The sequence below is a fragment of the Enterobacter sp. BIDMC 29 genome (genome assembly GCF_019378755.1).
Taxonomy (GTDB): domain Bacteria; phylum Pseudomonadota; class Gammaproteobacteria; order Enterobacterales; family Enterobacteriaceae; genus Enterobacter; species Enterobacter ludwigii.
This window is the reverse complement of sequence record NZ_CP080000.1, coordinates 431,590-452,772: the sequence shown is the minus strand read 5'-3', so window position 1 is coordinate 452,772 and position 21,183 is coordinate 431,590. Positions and strand designations below refer to the sequence as shown.

Genomic DNA, 21,183 nt, shown 5'->3' with positions numbered 1-21,183 from the left:
CATCAGAAGATAGTGAATGGTGCGATAACCATGAATTTCACGTCACGTTCATCCTGGAAGATGTTGCCGTAACCGCCCGCGTAGCTTGGAATATCAGAGTGGTTGTCATACTGCGTGAAGTGCAGCTTGAACATCGTGCCTTTCGCACGTCCATCCTGCACGGTATAGATGGCATCCAGGCTGTAAGAGGACTCTTTCAGACGGTAGTTCGGATCGTAGTACGCATCCGGTGTGGCCATGTCGCCCGGTTTGGCATCCCAGGCATACGCGTAGGAGGCGCCCACCGCCCAGCCCGGCAGGTTCCAGTTTTTCAGGTCATACATTGCGCCGAAGAAGACCGCTTTTTCGCCGTCGGCGTTGAAGTCAGAGCGGTTATCCCACCAGATATCCAGACGACCGTTGGAAGATGCGTAAGTCGGGGTCATACGCTGCAGGAAGTAGCCCTGCTGCCCTTCCGCCTTCACCCATGTTCCTTCCAGACGCAAATCCACCTGACCCACTTTATAGCCAAAGGTCAGCGCCTGCAGCCAGGCCGTGCCGTCATAAATATCGTTGACGCCACCATCGCTGACTTTGTCTCGCGTGCCGTAGAACTGGTAACTGGTACTCAACGGACTCCCTGCGATATCAAACTTGTAGCTGGCTTTGGCAAAATACTGATCGATATAACCTTCAGCCTGACCAAAAGCGGCTTCTAACACGAGGTCGTTTTTAAAATCGTACTTCGCACCCAGCGAGTGGAGGTAATCCACTTTGGTCTTTTTATCGTTCTGGTAAAACTTATCCATTTCGATATGCCACGGGGCTTTGTATTCGTTGGTCCACATATAGGAGAAACTCAACGCACCCGCATCACCGTAGTCAAAGTTAGCGCCAGCTTCAGCGCCCTGGTAAGTACCAGGCATAAAACTCCAGTGTGGCGCTAACAGGGTTTGGCCAGTTGGCTGAATATATCCGCCGCGCGCCCAGACTGGACCATATTTGAATTTCGCAGCGGCTTTATACAGGCTGATACCGCTTTTATCGCCGGACCAGTCTTCTTTATAGGCCTTATTGCTGGACGAGAAGGCAATTTCGTTCGGATGTCCGCTGTCGCCATTTTCCGCCATTTCAATTGCCGTGAACGCGGCAATATCCAGGCCGAACATATCGGCGGCATAGCCTGACTGGAAGTCGAGGTTGGCGTTCCAGGTAGAGTGAGAAAGGTTGGTTTTGTATTTGTCTTCGGTAACGTCTTTACGGTCACGTTCACGCTGCCAGTAATAAATACCGCCCGTGAGGGTAGAATCTTCGATGAAACCTGCTGCCTTAGCCTCTGGCGCAATCACCAGGCCTGACATTGCTGTCACACCGGCGATAGCCAGCGCCAGCGCACTACGTTTGCCACTGAACGTACGCATAGATTATTCCTCTTTGACGAATTAAAACGCCTGAACGGCGAAAAATATAAAAGACCAAAAGGTCAGGGGTAGTCAGAAATACCCTCGAATTAACTACCGCCTTTAGGTTATTTTTCGCGACGCGAATTATCAATGCTTTTCAGTGGGCAAAAGTCAGGATTATGACGAAGTGCACATAATTAGTAGTGCTTTGTAACATTTAGCGGGAGACGAGATTTGGCGGGGCAAGTCATTAAATTTAAGCCAGTAATTGTGTAAATTACTGGCTATTTTCAGGCCTTCACTATTTTCAGAAATATACAAACTTTTTTTAGAAAAATAAGTAGCACCACATTGACCTGAATATTGCGCAGACATTATTTTTGCTCGCGCTTAACGATATGATCATTCAATAAAAAAACGCCGCATTACGCGGCGTTTGTCTCTCATTGACCAGAGCAGCGTTATTATTCGCCGACTTTAGTCCAGGTATCACGCAGACCAACGGTACGGTTAAACACCGGTTTTTCCGAGGTACTGTGACGGCTGTCGAGGCAGAAGTAGCCTTCACGTTCGAACTGGAACGCTTTGCCCGCTTCAGCGACTTTCAGAGACGGCTCAGCATAACCCTGCTTGATGACCAGAGATTCCGGGTTGATTGTCGCCAGGAAGTCTTCTGCTGCACCTGGGTTAGGCACGCTGAACAGACGATCGTACAGGCGAATTTCAACCGGCAGCGCATGTGTTGCACTTACCCAGTGGATCACGCCTTTCACTTTGCGGCCATCTGCCGGATCTTTGCTCAGGGTTTCAGCGTCGTAAGAGCAGAAGATGGTGGTGATATTCCCTTCTGCATCTTTCTCAACACGCTCAGCTTTGATCACGTATGCGTTACGCAGACGCACCTCTTTACCCAGCACCAGACGCTTGTACTGCTTGTTCGCTTCTTCGCGGAAGTCAGCACGATCGATCCAGATTTCACCGCTGAACGGCACGTCACGGGTGCCCATTTCCGGCTTGTTCGGATGGTTAGGCATGGAGACCATTTCGCTCGCGCCCTGCGGGTAGTTTTCGATAACCAGTTTTACCGGATCGATGACGGCCATTGCGCGCGGCGCGTTGTCGTTCAGATCTTCACGAATGCAGGATTCCAGAGAGGCGATCTCAATGGTGTTATCCTGCTTGGTCACGCCGATGCGCTTACAGAACTCGCGAATAGACGCGGCAGTATAACCACGGCGACGCAGACCAGAGATGGTTGGCATACGCGGATCGTCCCAGCCCTCAACGTGCTTGTCGGTCACCAGCAGGTTCAGCTTACGCTTGGACATCACCGTGTATTCCAGATTCAGACGAGAGAATTCGTACTGACGCGGATGCACCGGGATGGTGATGTTATCCAGAACCCAGTCGTACAGACGGCGGTTGTCCTGGAACTCCAGCGTACACAGGGAGTGCGTAATGCCTTCCAGCGCATCGCTGATGCAGTGGGTAAAGTCGTACATCGGGTAGATGCACCACTTGTTACCGGTCTGATGGTGTTCAGCGAACTTGATACGGTACAGAACCGGATCGCGCATCACGATGAACGGTGATGCCATGTCGATTTTGGCACGCAGGCACGCTTTACCTTCCTCGAAGCCACCCGCACGCATTTTTTCAAACAGCGCCAGGTTCTCTTCAACACTGCGATCGCGGAACGGGCTGTTTTTACCCGGCGCGGTCAGCGTGCCGCGGTATTCGCGGATCTCTTCAGCAGACAGCTCGTCGACATACGCCAGACCTTTATTGATAAGCTCGACCGCATAGGCGTACAGCTGATCAAAATAGTCAGAGGAGTAGCAGATATCGCCAGACCAGTTGAAGCCCAGCCATTGCACGTCATTCTTAATAGACTCAACGTATTCGATGTCTTCTTTTACTGGGTTGGTGTCATCGAAACGCAGGTTGCACTGTCCCTGGTAGTCTTGCGCGATGCCAAAGTTCAGGCAGATCGATTTTGCATGACCAATATGCAGGTAGCCGTTTGGCTCCGGTGGGAAACGGGTATGAACTGTGGTGTGCTTACCACTGGCCAGATCTTCATCGATGATCTGACGAATAAAGTTACTCGGGCGGGCTTCAGCCTCACTCATCGTGGATTCCTCAAAGCGTAAACAACGTATAACGGCATATGATCTTATAAGCCGGACGTAGTGACAACCCTTAAAACGTCTCTGAAGAAAATAATGGGGGCAATTGCTGCAAAAAAAAGCGGCGGAGGAAAACCCCCGCCGCTTAAGGCATGACTCTACTCAGGAGCGATTACTTGCCTTTAATCTCATACAGTGGCGTCTGGCCCGCAACGACCTGACCTTTCGCCTGAATCACCAGGCCGCTGAAGTCGTCGATATTGCTGCAAACGACCGGGCTAATCATGGAGCGCGCGTTAGCGTTCAGGTAATCCAGATCCATTTCCAGAATCGGCTGACCTGCCACCACGTCGGCCCCCTCTTCCACCAGACGAGTAAAGCCCTGACCGTTCAGCGCGACGGTATCGATACCCATATGGACAACGATCTCCGCGCCCTTTTCAGTTTCGAGGCAGAACGCATGGTTGGTGTTGAAGATTTTAACGATGGTCCCGGCAGCCGGTGACACCACGGTTTTGTCCGTTGGTTTCACCGCCACACCGTCACCGACAGCTTTGCTGGCAAACGCTTCGTCAGGCACCTGCTCAATCGCAACCACTTCACCGGTAATCGGTGAAACCAGCGCGGCAATGGTCGTTGCGTTAGGGACGGCCTGCGGTTTTGCCGCCGGGGCTTCCGTCACTGGCGCGCTGTTCGCTGCAGAAGCCGCGATCGGTCCACGGGCAACTACTTTCTTCATTTCATCGCCAATCGATTCCGCTTTCGCACCCACGATAACCTGGATGGTCTGCTTGTTCAGTTTCACCACACCGGATGCGCCAAGGCGTTTACACATGGCATCGTTAACGCGCGCAGAATCACCTACCGTCAGGCGCAGACGGGTAATACATGCATCGATAGCTTTCAGGTTATCCGTACCGCCTACTGCGGCAATATAATTGGTTGCCAGCTGGGTCAGCCCTTCTTCGGTATTGCTGTTAGCTTCGCCAGTAACGATGTCGTCTTTCGTATCTTCGCGGCCTGGTGTTTTCAGGTTAAACATACGAATGACTGCGCTGAACAGAACGAAGTAGATAACGAAGAACACCAGACCCATTGCGACCAGCATCCAGACGTTCTTGCTCGCCGCGGGCAGGTTGTACATCAACACGTAGTCGATCGCGCCGGCGGAGAAGGAGAAGCCCGCATGGATACCCAGCAGCGTTGCAACAAACAGGCTAATACCCGTCAGCACAGCGTGCATGAGGTACAGCAGCGGAGCCAGGAACATGAACAGGAATTCCAGCGGCTCAGTAACACCGGTCAGGAACGCGGTGATGGCAACTGACAGCAGCATCCCGCCAACCATTGGACGACGCGCTTTCGGTGCGGCCAGGTACATAGCCAGCGCCGCGCCCGGCAGACCAAACATCATGATAGGGAAGAAGCCCGACATGAACATGCCCGCGGTGCCGTCACCTGCATAGAAGCGGTTGATATCCCCGTGGAATACCGCGCCCGCGGCGTTGGTAAACTCACCAATCTGGAACCAGGCAATGGTGTTCAGCACCTGATGCAGGCCGGTTGGGATCAACAGACGGTTGATGAAACCGAAGATACCCGCACCCACTGCGCCAGCGGAAACAATCCACTCACCGCCCGCATGGATAGCGTGCTGCACCGGTGGCCAGATGTAGCCAAAGATCGCGGCCAGAATCAGACAGAAGAAGCCTGTCGCAATCGGCACAAAACGTTTTCCACCGAAGAAGCTCAGGAAGTCTGGCAGTTTGATCCCCGCCCAACGGTTATAAACAGCCCCGCCGACCAGACCGGTAATGATACCTGCCAGAACGCCCATGTTAATTTCTGGGTTTATCGTCACCATCGCTTTCGTCAGGATGAAGTAACCGACAGCCCCGGCCAGCGCCGCTGCACCCGCGCTGTCTTTTGACCAGCTGGATGCCACACCGATGGCGAAAATCAGCGCCAGATTGTCAAAAATCGCGCCACCCGCTTGCGCGATAAATGGCACATTAAGCAGATCGGGTTGCCCGAATCGCAGCAGCAGTGCTGCAACCGGTAGCACGGCGATAGGGAGCTGCAAAGCCCTACCGAGGCGCTGGAAAAAACCTAAAATATTCATCCTATTCCCCCTACGAGACCCTTATTAAGGCTCGTGCATAAACTATGTTTTTATTGTGTCGACAACGATAAATACAGTTGATGATTCACTGGCATTGTGAGTGTGTGAAAAATTAATTCGTATCGCAAATTAAACACGTATTTTTTGTGATTTTTGTCACCAAATATCGTTAATAACCCTCCCTTTCTCTGGCTAACAGTGAAAACTTATTTTATCATTCAAAAAATCAAGACGGATTGATCCGGCCTGAAAGGTTCCAGGTTACGCTTAGTTCAGGTTCCGATAGCCATCCGCCCACTCTTCTACTTTAACTCTTGAGGTGAACAATGAGACTGATTCCCCTGGCAACTGCTGAACAAGTCGGTAAATGGGCCGCCCGTCATATCGTTAACCGTATTAACGCGTTCAAACCCACCGCCGATCGTCCTTTCGTTCTCGGCCTTCCTACCGGCGGTACGCCGCTGACCGCGTATAAAGCCCTGGTTGAGATGCATAAAGCAGGCCAGGTTAGCTTTAAACATGTTGTGACCTTCAACATGGATGAGTATGTCGGCTTACCCAAGGATCATCCGGAAAGCTACCATAGCTTTATGCACCGTAATTTCTTTGATCACGTTGATATTCCGGCTGAAAACATTAACCTGCTGAATGGAAACGCGCCTGATATTGACGCAGAATGCCGTCAGTATGAAGAAAAAATCCGTTCCTACGGTAAAATCCACCTGTTCATGGGTGGCGTGGGCAACGATGGTCATATCGCGTTCAACGAACCGGCCTCTTCTCTGGCTTCCCGTACGCGTATTAAAACCCTGACCCATGACACGCGCGTGGCAAACTCCCGCTTCTTTGACGGTGATGTTAACCAGGTTCCAAAATACGCCCTGACCGTAGGCGTAGGCACCCTGCTGGATGCCGAAGAAGTGATGATTCTGGTTCTGGGCGGCGTGAAAGCGCAGGCGCTCCAGGCTGCCGTTGAAGGCAACGTTAACCACATGTGGACCATCAGCTGCCTGCAGCTGCATCCAAAATCAGTCATCGTGTGCGACGAACCGTCCACGATGGAGCTGAAAGTGAAAACGCTGAAATACTTCAACGAGTTAGAAGCTGAGAACATCAAAGGTCTGTAATTGAATAACCGCCTCTTCATCAAGAGGCGGCCGCTTTTTTTAACCGGGGGTCGTTATGTACGCTTTAACCCACGGTCGGATTTATACCGGCCATGATATTCTGGATGACCATGCGATTGTTATCGCCGATGGCCTGATTGAACGTGTTTGCCCGCTGGCAGAACTGCCGCCGGGGATTGAACAGCGCTCACTCAATGGAGCAGTAATCTCCCCCGGTTTCATCGACGTACAGCTGAACGGCTGCGGCGGTGTGCAATTTAATGATACCGCGGAGGCGGTGACGGTCGACACGCTGGAAATCATGCAGAAAGCCAACGAGAAATCGGGCTGCACCAGCTATCTGCCAACCCTCATCACCAGCAGTGATGATCTCATGAAACAGGGTATCCGCGTGATGCGCGACTACCTGGCAAAACACCCTAATCAGGCGCTGGGTCTGCATCTTGAAGGACCGTGGCTGAACATCGTGAAAAAAGGAACGCATAACCCGGATTACGTGCGTAAACCTGACGCTGAGCTGGTCGACTACCTGTGTGCCAACGCCGATGTGATCACCAAAGTGACGCTGGCTCCTGAAATCGCGGGACCTGACGTTATCAGCAAACTGGCCGCCGCCGGGATTGTCGTTTCAGCGGGCCATTCAAACGCAACGCAAAAAGAAGCGAAAGCAGGTTTCCGCGCCGGCATTACCTTTGCGACGCACCTGTACAACGCGATGCCGTATATCACCGGTCGTGAACCTGGGCTGGTCGGGGCAATTCTCGATGAGCAGGACGTTTACTGCGGCATTATTGCTGACGGCTTGCACGTCGATTACACCAACATTCGCAACGCCAAGCGCCTGAAAGGTGACAAACTCTGTCTGGTAACCGATGCCACCGCACCGGCAGGGGCAAATATTGAGCAGTTCATTTTTGCCGGTAAAACAATATACTACCGCAATGGACTGTGTGTTGATGAAAACGGTACGCTGAGTGGTTCCTCCCTGACGATGATTGAAGGGGTGCGTAACCTGGTTGAACATTGCGGGATTGCGCTTGATGAAGTCCTGCGTATGGCGACCCTTTATCCTGCGCGCGCGATGGGCGTAAATAAACAGCTTGGCGGAATTGCACCAGGTATGGTTGCAAACCTGACGGCATTCACACACGATTATAAAATTATCAAGACCATCGTTAATGGTAACGAGGTCGTCACTGAGTAAGTAAAAGTATGACACCAGGCGGACAAGCTCAAATCGGTAATGTCGATCTCGTTAAACAACTTAACAGCGCGGCGGTTTATCGTCTGATTGACCAACACGGGCCAATCTCGCGCATTCAGATAGCCGAACAAAGCCAGCTTGCTCCCGCCAGCGTGACAAAAATTACCCGTCAGCTCATTGAGCGCGGACTGATCAAAGAAGTCGATCAGCAGGCCTCCACCGGAGGCCGCCGCGCCATCTCCATTATTACCGAAACCCGCAATTTTCAGGCGATCGGCGTCCGTCTTGGTCGTCATGACACCACCCTTACGCTCTATGATCTGAGCAGCAAAGCCATCGCGGAAGAACACTACCCGCTTCCGGAGCGCACTCAGGAGACGCTGGAACACGCGCTGCTGAATACCATTGAACACTTTATCGAGAGCTGTCAGCGCAAAATCCGTGAACTGATTGCGATCTCGGTGATCCTGCCAGGCCTGGTAGACCCCGAAAGCGGCGTGATCCGTTATATGCCCCATATAAAGGTTGAGAACTGGGGGCTGGTAGATGCGCTGGAAAAACGCTTTAAAGTGACCTGTTTCGTGGGGCACGACATCCGCTCTCTGGCCCTGGCAGAGCACTACTTTGGTGCGAGCCAGGATTGTGAAGATTCGATTCTGGTGCGCGTACACCGGGGGACAGGGGCAGGCATCATCTCTAACGGCCGCATTTTTATTGGCCGCAACGGTAACGTCGGTGAGATTGGTCATATTCAGGTAGAGCCGCTTGGCGAACGCTGCCACTGCGGAAACTTTGGCTGTCTGGAGACGATTGCCGCCAACACGGCGATTGAACAGCGGGTGCGCCATCTGCTTGAACAGGGTTACCAGAGCCGCGTCACGCTGGACGATTGCAAGATAGGGACTATCTGCAAAGCCGCCAACAAAGGCGACGCGCTGGCCTGTGAAGTTATTGAGCAGGTGGGTCGCCATCTGGGTAAAACCATCGCCATCGCCATCAACCTGTTTAACCCGCAAAAAGTGGTGATCGCCGGTGAGATTGTGGAGGCCGAGAAGGTCCTGCTGCCCGCCATTGAAGGCTGCATTAACACTCAGGCGCTGAAAGCCTTCCGCCAGAACCTTCCCGTCGTTCGTTCTAAGCTTGACCATCGCTCAGCGATAGGCGCATTTGCGCTGGTTAAACGCGCCATGCTCAACGGTATTCTGTTGCAACATTTGCTGGAAAGTTGATCGGGTCTTATAGTAACGCCTTCTTTTTTTGATGTCGGAATGTCCATGACCATTAAGAATGTAATTTGTGATATCGACGGCGTGCTGATGCACGACAACGTTGCTGTACCAGGTGCTGCGGAATTTCTTCACCGCATCATCGACAAAGGAATGCCTCTGGTTCTTCTCACGAACTACCCTTCTCAGACCGGTCAGGACCTGGCAAACCGCTTTGCCACAGCAGGCGTCAACGTGCCGGACAGCGTGTTTTATACCTCTGCCATGGCCACCGCTGATTTCCTCAAGCGCCAGGAAGGAAAAAAGGCCTACGTGGTGGGTGAAGGGGCGCTGATCCACGAGTTATATAAGGCAGGGTTTACCATCACAGATGTGAACCCGGACTTTGTGATCGTTGGCGAAACGCGCTCCTATAACTGGGAGATGATGCACAAAGCCTCCTACTTTGTTGCCAACGGTGCGCGTTTTATTGCCACCAACCCGGATACCCACGGCCGTGGTTTTTACCCTGCATGCGGCGCGCTGTGTGCCGGTATCGAAAAGATCTCTGGCCGGAAACCATTCTACGTGGGCAAGCCCAGCCCGTGGATCATCCGTGCGGCGCTGAACAAGATGCAGGCCCACTCTGAAGAAACGGTGATTGTCGGCGACAACCTGCGCACCGATATCCTGGCCGGATTCCAGGCGGGCCTGGAAACCATTCTGGTGCTTTCCGGTGTCTCCACGCTCGACGATATTGACGCCATGCCCTTCCGACCGAGCTGGATTTATCCCTCCGTCGAAGAAATTGATATTATCTGATCCCAAACCACGCCTCAGCGCGTGGTTTTTTATTTTCACGCCCGATAAACAACCCCACATCTAACAAAACAGCCATTTTATTGCATAATCATCAATAAAAGCGTTTATGACGTACTCGTTTTTCACTATTCGGCAATCAGCATTGCACTATTTCCGTTTTATCCCGTAAAACCCTTGCGCGCCCTCCCCCTTTGCGGCATTTTCATAAGCAAGCAACATTACAAAGCAACAGGGTTAACGGAGAAGGTTATGTGTTCAATTTTTGGCGTACTGGATATTAAAACTGACGCAGGCGAACTGCGTAAAAAGGCACTCGAATTGTCCCGCCTGATGCGCCATCGCGGCCCGGACTGGTCCGGCGTTTACGCCAGCGATAAAGCCATCCTGGCACACGAACGTCTGTCCATTGTTGACGTCAACGCCGGCGCGCAGCCGCTGTATAACGAGAAAAAAACACACGCGCTGGCTGTCAACGGTGAAATCTATAACCATCAGGCGCTGCGCGCCGAGTACGGCGACCGTTACGCCTTCCAGACCGGTTCTGACTGTGAAGTGATCCTGGCGCTGTATCAGGAGAAAGGCCCGGAATTCCTCGATGATCTGCAGGGTATGTTTGCCTTCGCCCTGTACGACAGCGAAAAAGATGCCTATCTGATTGGCCGCGACCATATTGGTATTATCCCGCTGTATATGGGTCACGATGAACACGGCAACTTTTATGTCGCCTCAGAAATGAAAGCCCTGGTGCCGGTTTGCCGCACCATTAAAGAGTTCCCGGCAGGAAGTTACCTGTGGAGTAAAGACGGCGAGATCCGTGAGTACTATCAGCGCGACTGGTTCGACTATGATGCGGTTAAAGACAACGTGACTGATAAAGCCGAACTGCGTCAGGCGCTGGAAGATTCTGTTAAAAGCCACCTGATGTCAGATGTGCCATACGGCGTACTGCTCTCCGGCGGGCTGGACTCGTCCGTGATCTCCGCGATCACCAAGAAATTCGCCGCGCGTCGTGTTGAAGATCAGGAACGTTCAGAAGCCTGGTGGCCGCAGCTGCACTCCTTTGCTGTGGGCCTGGAAGGCGCACCGGATCTGAAAGCCGCGCAGGAAGTGGCAAACCATCTCGGTACCGTGCACCATGAGATCCACTTCACCGTGCAGGAAGGCCTGGATGCGATCCGCGATGTTATCTACCACATCGAAACCTACGATGTGACCACCATTCGCGCTTCCACGCCGATGTACCTGATGTCGCGTAAGATCAAAGCGATGGGCATTAAGATGGTGCTCTCCGGTGAAGGGTCTGACGAAGTGTTTGGCGGCTACCTCTATTTCCACAAAGCGCCGAACGCAAAAGAGCTGCATGAAGAGACAGTACGTAAACTGCAGGCGCTGCATATGTTTGACTGCGCACGCGCCAACAAAGCAATGTCTGCCTGGGGTGTGGAAGCCCGTGTTCCCTTCCTGGATAAGAAATTCCTCGACGTGGCAATGCGCATCAACCCGCAGGACAAAATGTGCGGCAACGGCAAAATGGAGAAACATATCCTGCGTGAATGTTTCGAATCCTACCTGCCGGCGAGCGTGGCATGGCGTCAGAAAGAGCAGTTCTCTGACGGTGTCGGGTATAGCTGGATCGATACCCTGAAAGAGGTGGCGGCAAAACAGGTTTCCGATCAGCAACTGGAAACCGCGAGCTTCCGCTTCCCGTACAACACACCAGGCTCCAAAGAAGCGTATCTGTACCGCGAAATCTTTGAAGAGTTGTTCCCGGTGCCGAGTGCGGCGGAGTGTGTTCCGGGCGGCCCGTCCGTTGCCTGTTCTTCGGCTAAAGCCATTGAATGGGATGAATCTTTCAAGTCAATGAACGATCCATCAGGACGTGCGGTAGGCGTACACCAGTCTGCCTATAAGTAATCGAAAAGCATCCAATCAGGCCCTGCGGGGCCTGATTTTTTTTGCCCCCTATTTCACTCCCTAAAAACGATAAATAACCAATAATTGCCGAATATTCGGTCACGCTGTTCGCAACCTAACCAAACAGTCACATTCCGGCTATTTTCGTTGAAAAAGGTGTTGACGCTGCAAGGGTCTATACGCATAATGCGCCCCGCAACGCCGATAAGGTAACGCGAAAAAAAGATGGCTACGTAGCTCAGTTGGTTAGAGCACATCACTCATAATGATGGGGTCACAGGTTCGAATCCCGTCGTAGCCACCATCTTTTTTGCGGGAGTGGCGAAATTGGTAGACGCACCAGATTTAGGTTCTGGCGCCGCAAGGTGTGCGAGTTCAAGTCTCGCCTCCCGCACCATTCCCAGGTAAGCGTTGCACGGATGGGGTATCGCCAAGCGGTAAGGCACCGGTTTTTGATACCGGCATTCCCTGGTTCGAATCCAGGTACCCCAGCCATATTTCTTCGATTTTGCGGTTCTCCGCGGTATTGGGGTATCGCCAAGCGGTAAGGCACCGGTTTTTGATACCGGCATTCCCTGGTTCGAATCCAGGTACCCCAGCCATCGAAGATTGCAGTACTGGCTACGTAGCTCAGTTGGTTAGAGCACATCACTCATAATGATGGGGTCACAGGTTCGAATCCCGTCGTAGCCACCAAATTAGTCATCTGTCGAATGATTCGGTAGACGAGAAAAAATTGTTGGGGTATCGCCAAGCGGTAAGGCACCGGATTCTGATTCCGGCATTCCGAGGTTCGAATCCTCGTACCCCAGCCAATTTAAAAAAGTCGTTAAGCACATTGTTTAACGCAATTGGGGTGTCGCCAAGCGGTAAGGCTCTGGTTTCTGATACCAGCATTCCGGGGTTCGAATCCCTGCACCCCAGCCACTTAGTAACAAAAAAGCCCGCTCTGCGGGCTTTTTTGTTTTTGTTGGATTATGTACCGCATCCGAAAGCCCTCTCCCGCAGGAGAAGGCACTCAGATTAAAGGCCTAACGCGTACTTCAGTGCCTGACGCTTCAGCCCACCGGCACGCTCCGCCGCCATCAAACCAATGTTACGCAGAATGCGCACCGGACCAAGATCGTTACTGAACCCGGCGTAAAACAGATCCATCCCCGACTGCATGATGAAGTTATCCGCCATACGTCGCGTCTGGTAACGTTTCAGTACCGGATGGCTGGCCCAGGCCTCCGCGTGAGCGCGCGCATTGCCCAGCACATCCAGTAAAGCCTCAACGTCACGGTATCCCAGGTTCACGCCCTGCCCCGCCAGCGGGTGAATGGTGTGTGCCGCATCCCCCACCAGCGCCAGCCCTGCACGGGCATACTGCAATGCATGGCGACGGGTAAGCGGAAACGCCCCGGCGGCAACCGGCATGACGTTGCCCAGACGGCGTGGGAAGTGCTGATGGATCTCTCGCTGCAGCTGCTCCATTGAAAGCCCCTGCAACTGACGAATGCGCGCCGGTTTGTCATACCACACCAGCGACGCCCAGCGATCAAACAACGGTAAAAAGGCATGCGGGCCATTCGGGGTAAAGTGCTGCCAGGTGCTCTCACCTGGGTCATTCTCACACTGCACGGTGATCAGCATGCACGCCTGCTGGTACTGCCAGGCATGAATACCAATTCCCGCCATTTGCCTGACCTGTGAGTTGGCACCATCCGCTCCGACAACCAGCCTCGCGGCCAGCTCATCACCCTTATCCAGCTCAAGCAAATACCCGCCTTCGTGGGGATGCAGTGCGTTAAGTGACGCCGGGACGCGCAGCGCCACTTTCGGATGCGCCTCCAGGGCCTGCCAGAGCGCCATCTGGAGGACCGTGTTTTCCACCATATAGCCCAGACGGGGCAGCTTCAGTTCAGCGGCATCAAACGCGACATGCGCATTCTCCCACTCCCAGGTTTCGAGACGGCTGTAGGGGTGCGCGCGCATCCCGAGCACGGCATCCCAGACGCCCAGCCCGCGCAGCAGATCGACAGAGGCGGCGCTGATAGCTGAAATTCGCACATCCGGCTTTGCCGTCGGGTCAAACGCAACAGGGGCAGCCTGCTCGATAACCGTCACCTCAAATCCCTGCTGCGCCAGCCCCAGCGCGAGTGCGCCGCCGACCATACCGCCGCCGACAACGGCAATTTCGGTTTGTTGGAGAGTCATGGTCAATTATCCTTAATGGTATATACCTTAAGTTTACCGGATTTTTTCGGTCTTGAGGTTGACAACCTTCATACTGGTCACAACCGCAGCAAAGCATTACAATACGCGCCCTGCATTCCTGAGCATGAGCAAGTCGATGACAAAAAAACTCCATATAAAAACCTGGGGCTGTCAGATGAACGAATACGATTCATCCAAGATGGCCGATCTGCTGGATGCCACGCACGGGTATCAACTGACTGACAACGCGAACGAAGCGGACGTGTTGCTGCTCAATACCTGTTCGATCCGTGAGAAGGCGCAGGAGAAGGTGTTCCATCAACTGGGCCGCTGGAAGCTTATCAAACGCAAAAGACCCGATGTGATCATTGGCGTGGGTGGCTGTGTGGCCTCGCAGGAAGGCAAACTGATCCGCCAGCGTGCTCACTATGTTGATATTATTTTTGGCCCGCAGACGCTGCACCGTCTGCCGGAGATGATCAACGCCGTTCGCGAGAATCGCCGCCCGGTGGTTGACGTAAGCTTCCCGGAAATCGAAAAATTTGACCGTCTGCCAGAACCACGCGCGGATGGTCCAACAGCCTACGTCTCCATTATGGAAGGCTGTAATAAGTACTGCACCTATTGTGTCGTACCGTATACCCGCGGCGAAGAAGTGAGCCGTCCGACCGACGACATTCTGTTTGAAGTGGCGCAACTGGCGGCACAGGGTGTGCGTGAAATTCATCTGCTGGGCCAGAACGTCAACGCCTGGCGCGGTGAGAACTACGACGGTACCACCGGCAGCTTTGCAGAACTGCTGCGCCTGGTGGCCGCGATCGACGGCATCGACCGCCTTCGCTTCACCACCAGCCACCCGATGGAATTTACCGATGACATCATTGATGTGTATCGCGATACGCCAGAGCTGGTGAGCTTCCTGCATCTGCCGATTCAGTGCGGTTCCGACCGCGTGCTGAACCTGATGGGACGTCCACATACGGTACTGGAGTACAAATCCATCATCCGCAAGCTGCGTGAAGCCCGTCCTGACATCCAGATTAGCTCCGACTTTATCGTTGGCTTCCCGGGCGAAACCACGGATGACTTTGAGCGCACGATGAAGCTCATTGGCGAAGTGAATTTTGACGTCAGCTACAGCTTTATCTTCTCAGCGCGTCCAGGTACTCCTGCGGCCGATATGGTCGACGATGTGCCGGAAGAAGAGAAAAAGCAGCGTCTGTATATTCTGCAGGAGCGTATCAACCAGCAGGCCAACGCCTGGAGCCGTCGTATGGTCGGCACCGTCCAGCGTATTCTGGTGGAAGGCACTTCCCGTAAGAGCATTATGGAGCTGTCAGGACGCACCGAAAATAACCGCGTCGTGAACTTTGAAGGCACGCCAGACATGGTCGGTAAATTTGTGGACGTGGAGATTGTCGACGTGTTGACCAACTCCCTGCGCGCGAAAGTGGTCCGTACCGAAGACGAAATGGGTCTGCGCATCGCACAGTCGCCGGAATCCGTCATGTCCCGCACCCGCAAAGAAAGCGACGCTGGCGTCGGTATTTACCAGCCATAACGCCATCCGGCCTGCCGTTTCGGCAGGCCTTGTATTTCCTCTCATCGCCCCCAATATCTTCCGCAACGCTTGCGCCTTTATTCTATGGCGTGAATAATTTCGGTAATGACCGTTTTATTACGCCACGTGGCACCGGGTCAGTAAAACAATCAAAGAGGAACAGTTTGAACATAGATACGCGTGAAATTAGCCTTGAGCCAGCAGACAACGCTCGCCTGCTGAGCCTGTGCGGGCCGTTTGATGACAACATCAAACAACTGGAGCGACGTCTGGGTATCGAAATCAATCGTCGCGATAATCATTTCAAACTCACCGGACGCCCTCTCTGCGTCAACGCCGCTGCGGATATTCTGCGTAGCCTGTATGTGGATACCGCCCCAATGCGCGGTGAAATACAGGATATCGAGCCAGAACAGATCCACCTCGCGATCAAAGAGGCGCGCGTGCTTGAGCAAAGCGCAGAAAGTGTGCCGGACTATGGCAAGGCCATCAATATTAAGACCAAACGTGGCGTCATTAAGCCGCGTACGCCAAACCAGGCGCAGTACATCGCCAACATTCTCGACCATGACATCACCTTCGGTGTGGGCCCGGCGGGTACGGGTAAAACCTATCTGGCCGTTGCCGCGGCGGTTGATGCGCTCGAACGCCAGGAGATTCGTCGCATCCTGCTGACCCGTCCGGCGGTGGAAGCGGGTGAAAAACTGGGCTTCCTGCCAGGCGATCTGAGCCAGAAGGTTGACCCTTACCTTCGTCCGTTATACGACGCACTGTTCGAGATGCTCGGCTTTGAGAAAGTTGAGAAGCTGATTGAGCGTAACGTGATTGAAGTTGCCCCGCTCGCCTATATGCGCGGCCGTACGCTGAATGATGCATTCATTATTCTCGATGAAAGCCAGAACACCACCATCGAACAGATGAAAATGTTCCTGACACGTATCGGCTTTAACTCAAAAGCGGTCATTACCGGTGACGTCACGCAGATTGACCTGCCGCGCAGCACCAAATCGGGTCTGCGCCATGCCATTGAAGTGCTGGCCGACGTCGACGAAATCAGCTTTAACTTCTTCCACAGCGAAGACGTGGTCCGTCACCCGGTTGTGGCGCGCATCGTTAACGCTTATGAAGCATGGGAAGAAGCAGATCAGAAGCGTAAGGCCGAACTGGCCGCAGAACGTAAGCGCGAAGCGCAGGAGCAAGAACAAAAATGAGTCAGGTGATCCTCGATTTACAACTGGCATGTGACGATAATTCCGGCTTGCCAGAAGAGGCGCAGTTTCAGACATGGCTGGATGCGGTTATCCCCCAGTTTCAGGAAGAATCAGAAGTCACGATTCGTCTGGTGGATGAAGCCGAAAGCCATGAGCTTAACCTGACCTACCGCGGGAAAGATAAGCCGACCAACGTGCTCTCTTTCCCCTTCGAAGCCCCGCCGGGAATTGAGATGCCGCTGCTGGGCGATCTGATCATCTGCCGCCAGGTCGTGGAACAGGAAGCTAAAGAGCAGCAAAAACCGCTGGAAGCCCACTGGGCGCATATGGTGGTACACGGTAGCCTGCATCTGCTCGGCTACGACCATATTGAAGATGACGAAGCGGAAGAGATGGAGTCCCTCGAGACAGAGATAATGCTTGCTCTGGGCTATGAGGATCCGTACATTGCCGAGAAAGAATAGTCAGTCGACCGACTGACTAACATGCCGCCGCGTAGGGAAATAGCGCGGCGGTAAACGTTGAACTAACAAGAGAACCCTTAACAAACGCCATGAGCGACGACAATTCACACAGTAGCGACACGACAAACACCAAAAAGGGATTTTTCTCCCTCATTCTGAACCAGCTTTTCCACGGCGAACCTAAAAACCGTGACGAACTGCTGGAGCTGATTCGTGATTCCGGGCAAAACGACCTTATCGATGAAGATACGCGCGAAATGCTCGAAGGGGTAATGGACATCGCCGACCAGCGCGTTCGCGACATCATGATCCCCCGCTCGCAGATGATCACCCTGAAACGTAACCAGACTCTGGACGAGTGCCTCGATGTGATCATCGAATCCGCACACTCGCGTTTCCCGGTCATCAGCGAAGATAAAGATCACATTGAAGGGATTTTGATGGCGAAAGATCTGCTGCCGTTTATGCGCAGCGATGCCGAAGCCTTCAGCATGGAAAAAGTGTTACGCCAGGCCGTGGTTGTGCCGGAAAGTAAACGTGTGGATCGGATGCTGAAAGAGTTTCGCTCTCAGCGCTACCACATGGCGATTGTTATTGATGAATTTGGTGGCGTTTCCGGTCTCGTCACGATCGAAGATATCCTTGAGCTGATCGTGGGCGAAATCGAAGATGAGTATGACGAAGAAGAAGATATCGACTTCCGTCAGCTTAGCCGTCACACCTGGACCGTTCGCGCGCTGGCCTCGATTGAGGACTTTAACGACGCCTTTAGTACCCATTTCAGCGATGAAGAGGTCGATACTATTGGCGGGCTGGTGATGCAGGCCTTTGGCCACCTTCCGGCACGCGGCGAGACCGTTGACATCGACGGTTACCAGTTCAAAGTGGCAATGGCCGACAGCCGACGTATTATACAGGTTCATGTCAGAACGCCGGACGACTCACCGGTGCCAAAACTGGAAGATTAATGTAAATGGCATTTGCCCCATTACTTGAACGCCAGCGCGTACGTTTGCTGCTGGCGCTGTTACTCGGAGCCAGCGGAACGCTGGCTTTTTCTCCTTACGATATCTGGCCTGCAGCCATTCTCTCCCTGATGGGACTTCAGGGTTTAACCCTGAATCGTCGTCCCGTCCAGGCGGCAGCGATTGGCTACTTCTGGGGACTGGGGCTGTTTGGCTCCGGCATCAACTGGGTCTATGTCAGCATCGCTCAGTTTGGCGGTATGCCAGGACCCGTTAACGTCTTCCTCGTGGTACTGCTGGCCGCTTATCTCTCGCTCTATACCGGTCTGTTCGCGGGTATCCTTTCTCGCCTGTGGCCAAAAACCACCTGGCTGCGCGTTGCCATTGCTGCGCCGGTTGTCTGGCAAATTACCGAGTTCCTTCGCGGCTGGGTACTGACTGGCTTCCCGTGGCTGCAGTTCGGTTACAGTCAGATTGATGGCCCGCTAAAGGGGCTTGCTCCGGTAATGGGCGTTGAAGCGATTAACTTCCTGTTGATGGTGGTGAGCGGACTGCTGGTCCTGGCGCTGGTCACACATAACTGGAAGACGCTGGTCGTGGCGCTGGTGTTGTTTGCCCTGCCTTTCCCACTGCGTTATATCCAGTGGTACAGCCTGGTGCCAGAGCGCACTACACAGATTTCAATGGTGCAGGGGAATATCCCTCAGTCAATGAAATGGGACGAGAAAGAGCTGCTGAACACGCTGAAGATCTACGCTAACGCCACCGAGGCGGTCATGGGTAAATCGCAGCTGATCATCTGGCCAGAGTCGGCGATTCCGGATCTGGAAATTAACCAGCAGCCGTTCCTGAACATGATGAACGATCTACTGCTCGCTCGCGGCAGTACGCTGGTTACCGGGATTGTCGATGCGCGTCTGAATCAGCAGAACCGCTATGACACCTACAACACCATCATTACGCTGGGTAAAGACAGCGAATACAGCTACAACTCCACTGACCGGTATAACAAGAATCACCTGGTACCGTTTGGCGAATTTGTACCGCTGGAGTCCATTCTGCGCCCGTTAGCACCGTTCTTTGACCTGCCGATGTCCTCATTCAGCCGTGGCCAGTACGTTCAGCCCCAGCTGCATGCGCACGGTTTTGCCCTGACGGCGGCCATCTGCTACGAAATTATCCTCGGCGAGCAGGTGCGCGATAACTTCCGTCCGGACACTGACTTCCTGCTGACTATCTCCAACGATGCCTGGTTTGGTAAGTCGATTGGCCCGTGGCAGCATTTCCAGATGGCGCGGATGCGCTCCCTGGAGCTGGCGCGCCCGCTGCTGCGTAGCACCAACAATGGCATTACCGCCGTGATTGGCCCGCAGGGCGAAATCCAGGCCATGATCCCGCAGTTCACCCGTGAAGTGCTGACGACCAACGTCACGCCTGCGACGGGCCTGACGCCTTATGCCCGCACCGGCAACTGGCCGCTGTGGATCCTGACCGCGCTGTTCGGATTTGGCGCGGTGCTGATGAGCTTGCGTCAGCGTCGTCGATAATTTCCCCTCCCTTCCCCTCTCCCGTTGGGAGAGGGCATTTCTGGCACGTCTCTTGCTTTATTTCCCCACGTAAACGCAGTTTGGCTTAACGTGCAACTTCGTCGCACCAGCGTAGATCACCGGTAGCACCGAAACGGTGCAACGAGAGATATTTGCCTCTGATTGGTGCGGCGCGCTTCGCAAAAATAAACAATAACGCAGCAAAATCTTTACATTAAGCCAGACTAAATGTTAACAAGCTTGCATAACACTGCACTCGCATAGCGCGAGATATAACAACATCACAATGGGTATCAATGCGTCACTGGCGCTGATAAGAAAGGAGTTGGGTATGCAATTACGTAAACTGGCCACAGCAATGCTGGTTATGGGAATGTCGGCAAGCGTCGTTCACGCTGAAGATGCTCCGGCTGCCGGGAGCACTCTCGACAAGATTGCCAAAAACGGCGTGATCGTGGTCGGCCACCGTGAATCTTCTGTCCCGTTCTCTTACTACGACAACACGCAAAAAGTCGTGGGCTATTCACAGGATTACTCCAACGCTATCGTTGAAGCTGTGAAGAAAAAGCTGAACAAACCTGACCTGCAGGTGAAGCTGATTCCAATCACTTCACAAAACCGTATTCCACTGCTGCAAAACGGCACGTTCGATTTTGAGTGCGGTTCCACCACCAACAACCTTGAACGTCAGAAACAGGCTGCCTTCTCTGACACCATCTTCGTCGTGGGCACCCGCCTGCTGACCAAGAAAGGCGGCGAGATCAAAGACTTTGCGGACCTGAAAGGCAAAGCCGTCGTTGTTACCTCCGGTACCACTTCCGAAGTGTTGCTGCACAAGCTGAACGACGAGAAGAAAATGGATATGCGCATCATCAGCGCGAAAGATCATGGCGACTCTTTCCGTACCCTGGAAAGTGGCCGTGCTGTGGCGTTTATGATGGATGATGCCCTGCTGGCAGGCGAACGTGCAAAAGCGAAGAAACCAGACAACTGGGATATCGTCGGCACGGCGCAATCTAAAGAAGCGTACGGTTGTATGCTGCGTAAAGACGATCCGCAGTTCAAGAAGCTGATCGATGACACCATCGCTCAGGTTCAGACCTCCGGTGAAGCGGAAAAATGGTTCGATAAATGGTTCAAGAACCCGATTCCACCCAAAAATCTTAACATGAACTTCGAACTGTCTGACGACATGAAAGCGCTGTTCAAATCACCAAACGACAAGGCTCTTAACTAATTAGAACAACAGGGGCGGGATCTCCTGCCCTCTCGATTGTCGGGAAGCATGGACAGACTATACGTTGAGTGGTCGTTCCCCACTCAGCGCGAAA

General features: G+C 53.4%; 15 protein-coding genes and 7 tRNA genes. 18 read left to right on the top strand and 4 right to left on the bottom strand.

Going from position 1 to position 21,183, the window contains the following annotated elements; translation table 11 throughout:
- Window positions 1-2 precede the first annotated feature (2 nt).
- From chiP to nagE, 3 genes are all read right to left on the bottom strand, one after another.
- Complete coding sequence (gene chiP / locus JTA15_RS02045) at window positions 3-1,400, bottom strand: chitoporin (RefSeq protein WP_020884980.1); 1,398 nt, start codon at window positions 1,398-1,400, stop codon at window positions 3-5.
- A 446-nt stretch (window positions 1,401-1,846) separates the two neighbouring features.
- Window positions 1,847-3,514, bottom strand: coding sequence for a glutamine--tRNA ligase (gene glnS, locus JTA15_RS02040; RefSeq protein WP_181239681.1), 1,668 nt, complete (start codon window positions 3,512-3,514; stop codon window positions 1,847-1,849).
- Window positions 3,515-3,683: 169 nt separating this feature from the next.
- A complete protein-coding gene (gene nagE / locus JTA15_RS02035) occupies window positions 3,684-5,633 on the bottom strand; it encodes a PTS N-acetyl glucosamine transporter subunit IIABC (RefSeq protein ID WP_149376176.1) in 1,950 nt (649 codons plus the stop codon).
- Between the two features lie 326 nt (window positions 5,634-5,959).
- On the opposite strand from nagE, the gene nagB reads away from it, so the two are divergent.
- The 12 genes from nagB to JTA15_RS01975 all read left to right on the top strand — a co-directional run bounded on the left by nagB (window position 5,960) and on the right by JTA15_RS01975 (window position 12,832).
- Window positions 5,960-6,760 (top strand): glucosamine-6-phosphate deaminase, encoded by an 801-nt coding sequence (nagB, locus tag JTA15_RS02030; protein WP_008501061.1) that lies wholly within the window; start codon window positions 5,960-5,962, stop codon window positions 6,758-6,760.
- A 55-nt stretch (window positions 6,761-6,815) separates the two neighbouring features.
- On the top strand, window positions 6,816-7,964 hold the full coding sequence (nagA, locus tag JTA15_RS02025; RefSeq protein ID WP_020884983.1) for an N-acetylglucosamine-6-phosphate deacetylase: 1,149 nt from the start codon (window positions 6,816-6,818) through the stop codon (window positions 7,962-7,964).
- 8 nt (window positions 7,965-7,972) lie between these two features.
- Window positions 7,973-9,193 carry an N-acetylglucosamine repressor gene (locus JTA15_RS02020; RefSeq protein ID WP_014169139.1) on the top strand — a complete coding sequence of 407 codons (1,221 nt, stop codon included), beginning with the start codon at window positions 7,973-7,975 and terminating at the stop codon, window positions 9,191-9,193.
- Between the two features lie 45 nt (window positions 9,194-9,238).
- Window positions 9,239-9,991, top strand: a complete 753-nt coding sequence (nagD, locus tag JTA15_RS02015; protein WP_020884984.1) for a ribonucleotide monophosphatase NagD — start codon at window positions 9,239-9,241, stop codon at window positions 9,989-9,991.
- 249 nt (window positions 9,992-10,240) lie between these two features.
- Complete coding sequence (gene asnB, locus JTA15_RS02010) at window positions 10,241-11,905, top strand: asparagine synthase B (RefSeq protein ID WP_078774867.1); 1,665 nt, start codon at window positions 10,241-10,243, stop codon at window positions 11,903-11,905.
- A 227-nt stretch (window positions 11,906-12,132) separates the two neighbouring features.
- Window positions 12,133-12,209 (top strand) — tRNA-Met (locus JTA15_RS02005).
- A gap of 8 nt (window positions 12,210-12,217) precedes the next feature.
- Window positions 12,218-12,302: transfer RNA gene (locus tag JTA15_RS02000), tRNA-Leu, on the top strand.
- Between the two features lie 23 nt (window positions 12,303-12,325).
- Window positions 12,326-12,400 (top strand) — tRNA-Gln (locus JTA15_RS01995).
- Window positions 12,401-12,432: 32 nt separating this feature from the next.
- Window positions 12,433-12,507: transfer RNA gene (locus JTA15_RS01990), tRNA-Gln, on the top strand.
- A gap of 17 nt (window positions 12,508-12,524) precedes the next feature.
- Window positions 12,525-12,601 (top strand) — tRNA-Met (locus tag JTA15_RS01985).
- Window positions 12,602-12,645: 44 nt separating this feature from the next.
- Window positions 12,646-12,720, top strand: a tRNA-Gln gene (locus tag JTA15_RS01980).
- A gap of 37 nt (window positions 12,721-12,757) precedes the next feature.
- A tRNA-Gln gene (locus tag JTA15_RS01975) sits at window positions 12,758-12,832 on the top strand.
- Window positions 12,833-12,928: 96 nt separating this feature from the next.
- On the opposite strand, the gene ubiF is transcribed toward JTA15_RS01975, so the two are convergent.
- Window positions 12,929-14,104, bottom strand: a complete 1,176-nt coding sequence (ubiF, locus tag JTA15_RS01970; RefSeq protein WP_219372810.1) for a 3-demethoxyubiquinol 3-hydroxylase — start codon at window positions 14,102-14,104, stop codon at window positions 12,929-12,931.
- A 136-nt stretch (window positions 14,105-14,240) separates the two neighbouring features.
- Here ubiF and miaB point away from each other — a divergent pair, with 136 nt between their 5' ends.
- The 6 genes from miaB to JTA15_RS01940 all read left to right on the top strand — a co-directional run bounded on the left by miaB (window position 14,241) and on the right by JTA15_RS01940 (window position 21,089).
- Window positions 14,241-15,665, top strand: coding sequence for a tRNA (N6-isopentenyl adenosine(37)-C2)-methylthiotransferase MiaB (miaB, locus tag JTA15_RS01965; RefSeq protein WP_020884986.1), 1,425 nt, complete (start codon window positions 14,241-14,243; stop codon window positions 15,663-15,665).
- A 164-nt stretch (window positions 15,666-15,829) separates the two neighbouring features.
- The gene (locus JTA15_RS01960) at window positions 15,830-16,876 is read left to right on the top strand and encodes a PhoH family protein (protein WP_020884987.1); all 1,047 of its coding nucleotides are present in this window, start codon (window positions 15,830-15,832) and stop codon (window positions 16,874-16,876) included.
- Window positions 16,873-17,340, top strand: coding sequence for an rRNA maturation RNase YbeY (gene ybeY / locus JTA15_RS01955; protein ID WP_014169133.1), 468 nt, complete (start codon window positions 16,873-16,875; stop codon window positions 17,338-17,340). Before JTA15_RS01960 ends, ybeY begins: the two co-directional genes overlap by 4 nt.
- Window positions 17,341-17,429: 89 nt before the next feature.
- Complete coding sequence (gene corC / locus JTA15_RS01950; protein WP_014169132.1) at window positions 17,430-18,308, top strand: CNNM family magnesium/cobalt transport protein CorC; 879 nt, start codon at window positions 17,430-17,432, stop codon at window positions 18,306-18,308.
- 5 nt (window positions 18,309-18,313) lie between these two features.
- Entirely contained in the window at window positions 18,314-19,852 is a 1,539-nt protein-coding gene (gene lnt, locus JTA15_RS01945) for an apolipoprotein N-acyltransferase (RefSeq protein WP_219372809.1), read from the top strand.
- A 331-nt stretch (window positions 19,853-20,183) separates the two neighbouring features.
- Complete coding sequence (locus JTA15_RS01940; protein WP_020884991.1) at window positions 20,184-21,089, top strand: amino acid ABC transporter substrate-binding protein; 906 nt, start codon at window positions 20,184-20,186, stop codon at window positions 21,087-21,089.
- Window positions 21,090-21,183: the final 94 nt, after the last annotated feature.